10 protein-coding genes are annotated in these 12,604 nt (G+C 36.9%); all 10 read right to left on the reverse strand.

Annotated elements, in window-relative coordinates:
* Window positions 1-106: 106 nt before the first annotated feature.
* On the reverse strand, window positions 107-2,338 hold the full coding sequence (locus J2S78_RS14050; protein ID WP_306899546.1) for a peptidase domain-containing ABC transporter: 2,232 nt from the start codon (window positions 2,336-2,338) through the stop codon (window positions 107-109).
* Window positions 2,331-5,582, reverse strand: a complete 3,252-nt coding sequence (locus tag J2S78_RS14055) for a type 2 lanthipeptide synthetase LanM family protein (protein WP_306899548.1) — start codon at window positions 5,580-5,582, stop codon at window positions 2,331-2,333. The genes J2S78_RS14050 and J2S78_RS14055 overlap by 8 nt, the downstream gene beginning before the upstream one ends.
* Before the next feature lie 96 nt (window positions 5,583-5,678).
* A complete protein-coding gene (locus tag J2S78_RS14060) occupies window positions 5,679-5,861 on the reverse strand; it encodes a type A2 lanthipeptide (protein WP_306899622.1) in 183 nt (60 codons plus the stop codon).
* Window positions 5,862-6,647: 786 nt separating this feature from the next.
* Window positions 6,648-7,091 carry a VOC family protein gene (locus J2S78_RS14070; protein WP_306899550.1) on the reverse strand — a complete coding sequence of 148 codons (444 nt, stop codon included), beginning with the start codon at window positions 7,089-7,091 and terminating at the stop codon, window positions 6,648-6,650.
* 574 nt (window positions 7,092-7,665) lie between these two features.
* Window positions 7,666-8,013, reverse strand: coding sequence for a DUF4260 domain-containing protein (locus J2S78_RS14075; protein ID WP_306899551.1), 348 nt, complete (start codon window positions 8,011-8,013; stop codon window positions 7,666-7,668).
* Between the two features lie 302 nt (window positions 8,014-8,315).
* On the reverse strand, window positions 8,316-8,888 hold the full coding sequence (locus J2S78_RS14080; RefSeq protein WP_306899553.1) for a hypothetical protein: 573 nt from the start codon (window positions 8,886-8,888) through the stop codon (window positions 8,316-8,318).
* A 926-nt stretch (window positions 8,889-9,814) separates the two neighbouring features.
* Window positions 9,815-9,988 carry an aldehyde dehydrogenase family protein gene (locus J2S78_RS14085; protein ID WP_370871570.1) on the reverse strand — a complete coding sequence of 58 codons (174 nt, stop codon included), beginning with the start codon at window positions 9,986-9,988 and terminating at the stop codon, window positions 9,815-9,817.
* A 122-nt stretch (window positions 9,989-10,110) separates the two neighbouring features.
* Window positions 10,111-11,673, reverse strand: coding sequence for a BCCT family transporter (locus J2S78_RS14090; protein WP_306899554.1), 1,563 nt, complete (start codon window positions 11,671-11,673; stop codon window positions 10,111-10,113).
* Between the two features lie 192 nt (window positions 11,674-11,865).
* Window positions 11,866-11,949: a hypothetical protein gene (locus tag J2S78_RS17110; RefSeq protein WP_370871572.1), complete on the reverse strand. Its 84-nt coding sequence runs from the start codon at window positions 11,947-11,949 to the stop codon at window positions 11,866-11,868.
* A 17-nt stretch (window positions 11,950-11,966) separates the two neighbouring features.
* Complete coding sequence (locus J2S78_RS14095; protein ID WP_306899556.1) at window positions 11,967-12,158, reverse strand: hypothetical protein; 192 nt, start codon at window positions 12,156-12,158, stop codon at window positions 11,967-11,969.
* Window positions 12,159-12,604: the final 446 nt, after the last annotated feature.

Below are 12,604 nucleotides of genomic sequence, written 5' to 3' on the forward strand. Positions count from 1 at the left end.
TATACTTTAAACACTCATGTGGATATAGGAGGTTTTGTTTAGTTTCCCTACTGTTAAGTAGGATGAAACTTTGATAGATACAATAAGCATGTCAAAATACGCTCAATTATTTACTTATCTCCAGAGTCCATGGATCTGTGATCTGCGCGGACACAAGTTTCTTATAGTATTTACTGTTTTCTATTAATTGTTCATGGGTTCCACGATCAACAACCTGCCCCTTATCCAATACATAAATCATATTGGAGCTTATGATTGTACTTAGTCGATGTGCAATCACAATCTGAGTACAATTTAATGTTTTAAGGTTTTCTGTTATTACTGACTCCGTTACAGTGTCCAAAGAACTAGTCGCCTCGTCTAGCAACAGTATTTTAGGACGATTGACCAACGCCCGTGCTAAAGCGATTCTTTGTTTCTGACCTCCCGATAAATTAGTACCAGATTCCGATATCAGTGTATTATAACCCATGGGCATACTTTCAATATCAGAATGAATATCAACAAGGCGTGCCGCCCAAATGACGTCTTCCATGGACGCTTCAGGTGTATGAATGGTGATATTCTCATATATTGTGCGATTAAACACAAAATTATCTTGCAGAACTATACTTATTTGACTTCGTAAGGTTTTCCTCTCAACCTCTTTCATGCTGACATCATTGAAATAAATTGAACCCTCTGTAGGCTTGTACAATCCAACAAGTAGATTTGCAAGTGTACTCTTTCCCGACCCTGATCGTCCTACTAAAGCAATCCTTTCACCTGGCTTAACCGTCATATGGATATCTTTTAATATATTTTCTCCAAAGTCACTATACTTGAAATTGACATGATCAATAGATATATTTCCACTCAAACTTAAAGTTTGGGTATTATCATTTAGTTTATCCTTATCAGATCCACTCTCTGATTGTTTATCCTCTTTCATAACATCATATATACGATCTAACAGAGAATCTACCATAACTAAATCAACTATTAACATGGCTAGAGAGTTCAAGGGACTAAGGAAAAGTGTCGATAATGACATAAATGAAATTAACATACCAATAGTGATATTTCCTTGTTGCATCTGAAATAGACCCACTAATAAAATTATCATCGGTGTCATGAAGTTAAGACCATTGCTCACTGTGTTCACTTTTGCCTGATAATAGCCTTTATCTTTCATTGCTTTTAATTGCTGAGCAAATAAACTTTTCCACCCTTTATCTGCTTCACCTTCAATTCCCAGAGACTTGATAGTGGATATACCTTCCAAGATCTCTGTCATAAATGAGCCTGCCAAACTCTGAGCAGCAATTTGAGTTTGTGTTAGTTTTTTAAATTTACTTCTTGTATATAAAAATACAAGGAATTGCAGAGTTCCTAATGATAAAAGTGTGAAAGCAACGACTTTTGACTGTATCAAAATAACGGCAAAAGTAACTATTACTAAAAAGATATTAATTATGGTTGAAATGAATTTTTGGGATACTATTTCCCGAATAGTGACATTACTATTAATACGTAACATCATATCCCCACGTGAACGACCCTCAAAATATTGGTATGGCAAATACATCATGTGGGAGATAAAACTATTTGTAAGTTGAGCATCCAAATGTTGTTGCAATTTTACAATACATATATCCTTAAAATAAGAAAAACAAAATTGTAACAAGATTAGAACAATAATACCTGCGATAAGAAAAGGAAATAATGAATAACCTCTATCTTGTACCGCAGAGTCCACTGAAAATTGCATTAGCAACGGAAACGATACAGAAACAATTTGTAGACCAAATGCAAGTAATACAGCTAAAAAGAAAAACTTTTTATTATTAAAGATTAAATTTTTAAAGAAAGCCAGTTTACTATACTTTTTCTCTTTGCGAGTCTGGAAACCCTCGTCAGGATATGCCATTAAAAAAATATTAGAGTACTTCTTTGCAAATTCATTTTCATCCAACTCTAGCCTTCCAATCGCTGGATCAATCACAACATACTGTTTGTTTGGTTTGACGCTTTCTAACACAACAAAATGTTTGTTTTCCCAAAATAAAATAGATGGTACCATCTCATTACTAAGAGCATCATATGGGGCTTTCTTGGGGATAGCCTGCATTTGATAAATCTGGGCGACATCCTTCATCTTTAGCATTGAAATTCCTTCACGCATGTTTCCAACTGTTGCAAAACGTTCTTTTAAATTAGAAAAATCAGCCTCATATCCATAAAACCCCAGCAACATATGCAAACAGCTAGGACCACAGTCATATTGGTTCATCTGAATTTTTACAGGAACTTTCTTTCGAACCTTGAATATATTTAACAGTCCAGCCCATTTAGACATAATAGCGATCTGCCTTAATACCCTGTTTCTGGAAGGAAGCTATATCATTAGGTCCTTCCAATAATAATACTGAAGGTAAATGACGATTGAATATACGCAACAATTGGTAACCAATACCAGAAAGACCAAGCATTAATCCAGGAATTTGCTGCCTGCCTGGTATGCCGCACTTCCAATGGTTTCCAATTTTTTCTACCTCATTTAGAATACGATTAGTCATTTGTGAAACAAAGGTATTTAATTGGTCACTATTAAGATGATCCGCACCCAACAAAATTAATTCAAGATTCCCCATATCGCCATGGCATAGAGAATAACTAACCTCTGTAAATCCATCCCTCATTGTTTTCTCCAATGTTTTATCGATATCACTATCTAACATCTTTGATTCAATATAACGTGCTTTTCCTATACGAGCAATGCCGAGTCCGGGTGCTCCATTACACCAGTACATAACAAAATGATCGTCTGGTACTTGACCATCTGAAAATCTTAGATCCTTCCAGTTATTCTCAGTTGGAGAATATAAACTGTTCTCATACTCAATTCCTGCCAAACAAGCATCTAAATATCGATAATCATCAGTTGTATCATATAAACGTGCTAGGCTAAGACAAATACCAGCATTCCCATGTGCAATTCCACTAAGTGGGGCCTTATTAATAGTTGATGTTACCCAGGCAATCCCCGTATCCCTAGGTTGTGATTTTTTTAGAAGATGTTCTCCGCACTTTTGTGCTATCTCAAGTGCTTTAGGGGATTTATATAAGTCATATATATCTAAACATGTAATCAGAGTTCCGGCACAACCGGAAATTATATCTAACTTATCATCTGCTTCGATCATCTCCTCTAAGATGTCCATTAATTCAATAACCTCATCGTTGATCAAATGTTGTTCAAATAATTTGGATCGATGTAGTAGCACATACAGTAATGAACCATAACCAGTAAATACAGAAATATTACGGTCAATGTTATTTCTTACCATCTCCCAAGCTGTATTGATGCATTGGTTGGCAATTTCAACATATTCCTTATTACCAGTTTCCTTGCCTAGGTACATGAAAAAATAAGCTATCCCTGTAACACCATTGTATAGCCCCACATCTGTAGGCTTATAGACAAGTTTTTCATCCGCATCCATACCCATACCAATCCATGACACGGTCTGACCGTCGTCTCCCTGAACAACAATACTTTTAATGTAATCACCAATTCGTATAGCTTCCCTTAAAGCACGGTCATTATTGTTAGGTCTGATCGATTCTTTTTCCAACATATCTAAATTAACACTATCTGTAATCTTCTCCATAGTATGAGTTTTTTCTAATAAATATTTTGTTTGAACTGTACGTTCGATGAATTCCCATTGTGTTTCTAAATCCTCTTCATTCATTTGTAATATTTTTCTTTTTGTTATAGTTATAATATCTTGATAATAGGCTTTTTTTATAGGAGGGGAATCTCTATGATGCATTAAATTCTTTTGTCCAATAACAGTTCTGAACAGTGGTACATCTCCACGGATAAGGTCGTAGCATTCATATTTCACTGATTCCTCTCGGCTAGAATCATGCTGAATAATTGACCACATAATATCAATTAGTTTTATTTTATCTAATCCATCTTTCAAATACTTCGGGTGAGAACTTGCTTCCAGTAATGAAAAATAGCTAATGGTAGGCCTGATAATAGTACGAACAACACAACCCTCAAACAGTTTATAAAACAAGTTAATGAATTCGTCACGATGCTGCATTATTAGTTGATAACTTTGAAAGAACCCATTTTTAATTTTATCTTGGTAATTTTCCGGGGTGATGGGCTGTTCTTTATATGAAGGTAAGTGATAATATTTATCTACTTTAATTTTATTCCGTTTAATTTTCATTTCATCTGTATTTTTTTGGAATATTTCGTAAGTGTTCATTACTTGTACAGTATCTCCTGCCAATCCGCTAAGATCACTATGATATAAAGAATTAGGGTCTAAAGTAGGTAACATACTTGTTTTCAGCACTGAGTCATCCAAAATAAGTGAAGCTTTCTCGCGGGCAGTATACCCATCCTTTTCTTCCAAATATGTAAATGGTCTATTATGAAACAAGGATTCCAAGTCAACAAAAAAGGGATGCTCCCCATGGGCAATAATATTTTCCATATGCATATCTGTTGCATTTATGGCGTATAAAATCGCCATATACTGCCCTTGCCGTTCAAAATATTTTTCTACACCTCCTATTTGATTACATTCCTTATAAGGAATAAATTCCTGCCATCCGTATTCTCCTTTATTTAAGGTTTTTGCAATTTTAAATTGATTATTAATATCTTTTTTATTAAACCATTTCAAGAGATTTGCAAATGCAATATCAATTTCAAGATCTCTTGGTTTATACATAATGCTCGTATCTTTAAACTTTAAACGAAGTACGCTGGCACCATCATTATGAGAGTCACCCAAGAAATCAATTTCTTGCAAGTTTTCCAAGTTAACGTTAAAAAATTTCTCAATTTTACTTTTATCGTTAATTAGTCTATCTAATACAACCAAAATGTTTTTATTAATCTGTTTTACGTTTTCAGCAATCATTCTAGCCAATACAGGATAATCAAGTAATAACTTTAATATATCTGCTGGATCTTTAATTTTAGTATTAACAAAACTTTGATACCTTTGCTTTGGGTCATTTCCCTCCAATTCTTCATTTACTCTAGATTTATTCAACTCATATATTAAAGTTTTTACGGAAAGCTGAAATATCTTGTCTGCTACTAGTTGCAATACTACTCCAATAACTCGTCGTTTGCCTATCCATGCTCCTGTGTCCTCCAGCCATTCTTCCATAATTTGAACTGTTCGTTTTAAAAAAGGGATGTAAAACTCAAAAAATGGAATCTCTTCCGCATTAAAATGAGTATATTCACCTATTTCCTGTCCGCCATTATTTTTAAATACAGAGACAAGTTCTTGATACCATTCGTAATCAGATACATTATATTGATATTGTTTTTCTAAAAGCAACGACTTAAATTTGTAAAATTCCATGTTTTCGGCGTTGAGGCGACGTTTTAGTAAGTCACGATCATCAGACAGATTGTTTAACCAATCCTTAATGATATCATCATCATTTTGATTTAAACCTTCTTGGTTACTACTTAGATTAAATTGTTCATACCTCTCTGTTAGATATAACGCATTACTCCACCGGTTATCAACCAAGAGACTATTTACATTCATTACTTTTCCACCCCTATATTGGCATATTTACAGATTGAGCACATATACTGATAAACAGCTATGTGCTCAACTGATTTTGGCCGAACTTTTACAAGATTAGCAGCAAGTCGCCCACCCAGATGGAGAAACAGAGTTATAATGACATTCATGGGATACAGTACAAAATACCCCTCCACTGTCGTCAGCTAGTTGATTTCCTGCCGCTCCTGTAACCATCATAAGTTCCTCATCACTGATGTCCTCAATAGCCTTCAATGCTTCCTTATTAAAAATTTCCATCACAGATTCACCTCCTAGATTTTTGACCTATCTATGCACAGCTATTAAAGCGGTACATCAAATTAATTTATGTCAGAACCTAACTGTGATAGATAATATTGTAAGTATAATCTATTTCTATACTATCACAGTAAAAAAGAAAAGTATATTTAAAATTTTAAGAATTTTGCGACAAATAACAGCAAATTTTTACACTTAGTTAGAGAAAATAAAAAGTACCACACCATTCCTTTAAAGGTCTTTCGATTAGTTAATCAATGAAAATAGCTGTTCTGCATGTCTCTCTTCTAATAATTGTAAGTATGTTTCATTATCTATTTTCATAGTAAACATGAGATGTTATCTCCCCTCAACAGGCTTTCTTACCAACTAAAAACCCATACCCGCCTTCATAAATCACATCATAACTCTTCTCCTCTTTATGCGTCTCATCTCAGCATTTCTCTTTCCTATTTGATCGCATCTACTATAAGGGAAGGAAATACTAATTCTGCTCCTTGATTTCTGGGATCATATTGCTTTGATCAAAATATCACACCTTTTTTTCCATCCCATTCCTCCTTACAATAAAAATCGCCCTTATCGTCACAATATTCAATCAACTCTACTTGCAAGTCGGCCTCTGTAAACATAGATGAACTTATAATTAGGACGGCACTCCTGTTATAACAACGCGACCGTTTCTGAATAGTTTTTTCTAATATTGCTGGCATAATTGAAGATTCGTATTCCCGTTGTAGATAGGTGCCTTCCATTAGCTGTTGAATAAATGTGTATTTTTTTAATCTAATCTTTAATAATCAACATGTTTGAGTCATCAAATTCCCAGTTTGAGCCGTACGCAACTTCCCAGTAATAACCATCAGGGTCAATGAAATAACCTCCATACCCACCCCATGATAATATTTGTGGCTCTTTAACTACTTGGGCACCGACATTTTTGACTGATTGAAGAATATCATCAACCTCCGTTTCAGACTTTGCATTATAAGCGAGGGTGACACCCGGGAACCCTCCTTTTGACAATTCAGGAGGATTTTCTTCATTGATATCCTTTGCCAATTCTTCAAGTGGAAATAACTCTAACTTTGATCCTTCATTTTTAAAGAATACAATGACAGGGTTTTCTTCGTCTCCTGTGACGGATGCTTCAAAACCGATGTCGCGATAAAATTTAAGCGATTTTCCAATATCTCTTACACCTAACGTAATGAGATTAATTCTGTTCATACAGACATCAACTCCTTCAAAGTATTGGTTTCGGCAAACTAATAAACTTCCCTTTTTTAAGATACTAACTTTCTTTTGTATTACTCAACAGTAAGATGAGAATAAAAGCTTTATAGGTAAGTTGACGGCAACCAAATGCAAAAAACTGATTTTCCGGAAGTAGAAAATCGGTTCTGGTTATCATGGTTCCTTTTGAGCTTGTTCCCATAAAGGCAGCGCCCAATCAAGCCTCAAAAGTTATTATGCCTTCATGTATGTCCTAAATTAAGAGAATATAATTCATGTGGTGTAAAAATAAATAATCATTACCAAAATACATTGAGTTTTATAGGTTTATATTCTAAACCAGGTCCATCTCCATATAGTATGTTCTTTTTGGAATCTATTTCTAAATTAATTGAAAGGAATTTCAAGAGAAAAGTGACTAATAGAGAATATGAAATTAATCTCTTTATACTTTATATTTGGATTTATTTCTGATAAAAAAGATCTTTCGTCCATCGATAAATGAGATTTTTGGAAAGCTCATATCGCCTTGCCACCAAGGTCTGTTTCTAGTGCTCCTTATACAATCCTATACTTTCTGTAGATGAGTATCTTTAAAATGACTTGGGTACTTTAATCCGTAACCAATCGTTCGATCCATGCCAATATGTGCGACCCAAATGATGCCTATTGCTAGCATTGCATCTTGTCCAATAATCACACTTATTATGATTAATAGTAACGGTAGGATATATGAGTGAAAAATGTTATAGATAATTGATCCGATTTTATTATCCACTATATAGCCAAGCATAGACAAATCTGGTATCAACAAAAAAAGGAAGAATATCCACCAGCTAACTCCCACTTGAGCATAGAAGTAAAGCGAAGTCATAAATACAATAGACCCTTCAATATGTAATAATAGTTTGCTCAATAACTAACCCCCTTCATGGTTACTCATTATACGGAAAAGAATCCAGCAAGTTTCATTTTATCTTTTTTACTTAGGAAAATCACCCTTTACACCAAGCAAGGGCGCAATCATTATTCCAGTTTTGCGCACGGCACCAGTATTTCCGCTTGCTTAAAGTTACACTGAATTGGTCACGGGTTTGCTCCAGAAAAGCGCCCTATAATGGAAGATTAGAAAAGTTTCTATTAGCTGGTTTAGTTAAAGGAAGCCGCCAATGGTCGGTTTCCTTTGTTGTCCTAACGTACCTGTTACGCAATAATTTATCAATAATACTTTTCGTCTCTTACTCTGAATTTTAGGATTAACTTTGTTCCCCAATAAGCAATGTAAGCAATCGCTATGTCGATGAGAAAAATGTACAATTGATTCATACCTTTTTCGAACTCTAATAACCCTAAATATTCTTCAATAGTCGCAAAACCAAATGCAAATACACCACTTAACAATAAAGTGTACAAATAAAAATTCTTCTCGTTATTAGTACAATATTGATATAAAAGCAAGAAACCTACTGGAAGTGCTGATGCAGTCATATTTAACGCTAACGGCAATAAAGGAGTTAGAAAATATGTATGAACGAAATACCTAAATCCTTCAAGGATGATATCGGTGTATGTCCAAAGGACATGTACTGTATATCCGAAAAAGAACAGCTCAAAAACTCTTTTCCGGTCAACTATAAAGTAAAGCAGGATCAGAGGAAACACCAGTAAGAAAACAACTACCCAGAACTGCCAAGTCCAAATGTTTGAATAATCATTCCAGTAAGAAGATGTTAAGGAATTTAACTCCTCACTTTTTTCATATATCTGCATCCAATACTCTTTGTACTCCACAAGATGACCTCCTAAGCGATTCTTTTTTAAAATCATCTTAAATATTTTGTGGATAACAGAGAAACTTATTCTTATTTAACAATTCTGCCACTTTAGTTCACAATCCCAGAAAGGATAAAAAAAAGGGATCTTATGCTTCTTGAAAGTTCTCCATAGCCTTTCTTATATTATTTGCAGGCTTTGTGGTTTGGGAGTAATATCGGCAGCATAAGCGTTCTCGTCCGACAAAACAATGGGAAGGAAAAAATAATAAAAAAACGAAATTTGTAGAAGAATTAAGAGTGACTTAACGCCGATGTTAGCAAAAAGTATGGATTTAAAACACGTTTCACCGTTTTAAATATATAACGGTAATCTTCTGTTACCAAGGGCTAAAGGTAGGACTTCGGGCGTGTGGTGTGTAATGGTAATGAAGTTGTTTACTTTTGAAGCTGAAAAATACATCGTCCGAAAATATGGACGATGTTTTTGGTCAATTGCTGAATAACAGCCCATAGACGTGACAATAAAGTCGTTTAAGATGATGGGAAGGATCCCACAATCGCACCCAATATGGTGTTTGCATTGGTCTAGTATAAGAATTATATAGGTAGAAAAGTGCCCAATCCCACACCAACAATAAGACCAATAATTCCTATCACAATCAAGACCAAGCCTTGTTTATCAGTCTCATAATCTCTCCTCAAACAATTCCCATACAAATAGCAACCGGTCCAAGAAAAACAGGAAATAAACTAATATTGCTGATAACCAATCAATAGTAAATTATTTCAAAATAGGGCCATTAATTCAATTCTTCACTTCATGAAAAAGATGCTTTCCTTGTTCCGGATAAGCGCCCGATTGCAGAAGATTTATAAGCTCCATTCTATTTAAACTAACCCCCCGTAAGTTTATATGGCCAGCATTCCTGAACTTCGATGCCATCACGCCATCGACCGCCTGATCCAGATCAGCATCATCCATGACAAGAATGAGGACATGCCCCCTCCAAGTTCGAGGGATAACTTTTTCAGTTGATCTCCCCCTTGTTTCATAAGTTGTTTTCCGACTTCTGTGGAATCGGTGAATGTTACTTTTCTAACAAGGGGGTTGCCCATTAATTCTTCAGCTATATGGAGATGAGCCGGTTACCAGATTGACTACTAGTTGGAGCCTGTCCACAGTGTATGATGATTAGCCATGTTCCCCTCTCCTGTTAAGGTATTTGGATACCTCGGCTTCAGGTTCCGCTTTCTTTTTTTTCTTCCGGCACTTCAATTCCCTGTTCCACCGCCATCTGTCTCGCCACGCGGGGAGCAAGCCACAGCACGGGCAGCATGATGATGGATACCGGGATCGCTGCGATCACCACAAAGGACTGCAGAGCATCAATTCCGCCTTCTCCAATATTAATCAGAATGGCCGCTATCAATCCCATAATAAGAGCCCAGAAAACACGGACCGACTTGGGCGGATTCTCTTCGCCGGTTACCCCTATGGACATCGAGTAAGACATGGAGTCAGCCGTGGTGACGACAAATAGAATCGTCATAATCAGAAATACGGTCGGCATCAGCCATGACAACGGCATCTGCTGGGTAACAGCAATCATGGCGGCAGGAAGTCCGGCTTCATTCAACGGACCGCTGACAGAACCAGGGCTTTCCATTTCGTAATGAATACCGGATCCGCCGACAACTGTAAACCAAAAGTTAGATGTAAGTGCCGTCAATATAGATACGGCTACAAACACCTGACGGATCGTTCTTCCTCTTGAAATTCGTGCTACCAGAATCGCAACAAGCGGCCCGAACCCGATAAACCAACCAAAGAAAAACAACATCCAGAAGCCGAGCCAGCCCTGGTCCTGACGGTGAGTGTGGATATTCATGAATTCGGTCAAGTAAGTGCCGTAAGACGAAACAAACGAATTAATGATAAATCCCCCGGCTCCAAACACGAGAAGAAAGCCTGCGACGATTATAGCCGTCCATACATTCAGGCGGCTCAGCCGCTGAATTCCTTTATGAATCCCTGTTACCGCTGAAATAATGACAATGGTAATCAGCGCACCAATGACTACCATCTGTGTCGTAAAAACATCCGGAATTCCGTAGAGCTCATTCAGACCGTAACTGACCTGAAGTCCCAAAAATCCGATCGGGCCGATGGTTCCGGCAGCAGCTGCAATGATACAGAACGCATCAATCACCGATCCCCACCTGCTCGTTTCAAGCTTGCTTCCAAAGATCGGATACAGCATCGTTCTTGGTTTCAAGGACATACCTTTGTTGTAATGCGCATACATAATGATCAATGCACTGACCGCACCGTATAAGGCCCATGCCGTAAAGCCCCAGGACATATAACTCTGGGCAAGCGCCGGCGCAATCGCATCCGCTGTCTTCGCCTCAATACCGCTGTACATCGGCGGAACTTCCATAAAATAATACATAGGCTCGGCCGCCGCCCAGAATACACCGCCGGCCCCCAACCCCGATACGACAATGATGGACGTCCATTTAAACCCGCTCATTTCCGGAGTATTCCTGTTCCCCAGTTTCACTTTGCCGTATTTGGAAATTGCCAAAAACACTCCAACGAAAAATGTGGCCAACAACAAGATCTGCCAGTACGCACCAAAATAATTAACAGAAAAATTAAACCCGGATGATACAAATTGCGCCACTGCATCCACATTAATGAAGGCGACTAGGACAAACACTGTTAACAGACCCCCGCTTATCGTGAGTACCGTCCAGTCTATCCGTTCTTTGACATCCTGCCAAAAGTTATTGCTCATCGTTTCCGCCTCCTTTATTTCAAATTAGTTTCGAATCGACCTTTAACACGAAGATACATTTTCTACTCTTAAGCGGTTTAGAATGTCTTCATCTACTAGCTCCTTTTTTTCATTAAAATGGAAATCATGCACAAAGACGTACCCAGGCACCACATACGCCCGAAAATAGCCGGAATTGATTTTAACTGATTTTCAATGACAACACAAGATAGTGGTGAGAGGATCCCCTGTCGCGATAAATCCTATCACCTTGTGGCGGAGTGTGCTTATAGGCACCAGGTCAAACAAATTTTTCAGTGCCCCGGTAAACGATCCCTGAAAATCCAGGGATCACGTCCATCGCAGAACTGAAGATCATCATCTTTCAGGTTCATACATACCACCTCGATGTTCGGATCATGACGTTTCACCATATCCAACGTTTGTCGTACCGAAATTTCCGTTTTTGAGCTGGTGATGGTTCCTGAAATACCGAGCAGTTTCATTGATCTGCCACCCTTCTCTCCTTGAATTAGATGAATAAAAAGAGAGCCGGCACATTGTTTCGTTCGATGATGTAAACTTACATGTTGCATGTACCATGCAAGTTATTTAAGACTAAAAGACATTTTTTCTTATCAATGGTTATATTATTACTTTTCTATCAGGGTATTATTATCGAATTCACAAATGTTCTCACCTTAGTAGATTTAGTCTCTCTAAGGAAAGTGTTGTCAAATTATAACGAGATAGCTGAGCAAAAAACATGGTTTGCATCATGGTTTGCCTCTTTAATATCGGGTAATTTTTTGTACATGTTAAGAAACCTCCAGATGAAGATGTAGAGTCATTTTTACATAACCAGCAATAAATTACGAAAAAAGGTCATTTTCTCGATTTAGTTTGGGAATTGATGATAACAATGATAATGAAACTTCACACTATAACCCCT

This window comes from Salibacterium salarium, from assembly GCF_030813635.1.
GTDB classification, from domain to species: Bacteria; Bacillota; Bacilli; order Bacillales; family Marinococcaceae; genus Salibacterium; species Salibacterium salarium.

Bases quoted from the DNA above. Each gene is read 5' to 3' on its own strand.
- J2S78_RS14050 (WP_306899546.1), bottom strand. From the start codon at position 2,338: ATGTCTAAATGGGCTGGACTGTTAAATATATTCAAGGTTCGAAAGAAA.
- J2S78_RS14055 (WP_306899548.1), bottom strand. From the start codon at position 5,582: ATGAATGTAAATAGTCTCTTGGTTGATAACCGGTGGAGTAATGCGTTA.
- J2S78_RS14060 (WP_306899622.1), bottom strand. From the start codon at position 5,861: ATGGAAATTTTTAATAAGGAAGCATTGAAGGCTATTGAGGACATCAGT.
- J2S78_RS14070 (WP_306899550.1), bottom strand. From the start codon at position 7,091: ATGAACAGAATTAATCTCATTACGTTAGGTGTAAGAGATATTGGAAAA.
- J2S78_RS14085 (WP_370871570.1), bottom strand. From the start codon at position 9,988: ATGGGCAACCCCCTTGTTAGAAAAGTAACATTCACCGATTCCACAGAA.
- J2S78_RS14090 (WP_306899554.1), bottom strand. From the start codon at position 11,673: ATGAGCAATAACTTTTGGCAGGATGTCAAAGAACGGATAGACTGGACG.
- J2S78_RS14095 (WP_306899556.1), bottom strand. From the start codon at position 12,158: ATGAAACTGCTCGGTATTTCAGGAACCATCACCAGCTCAAAAACGGAA.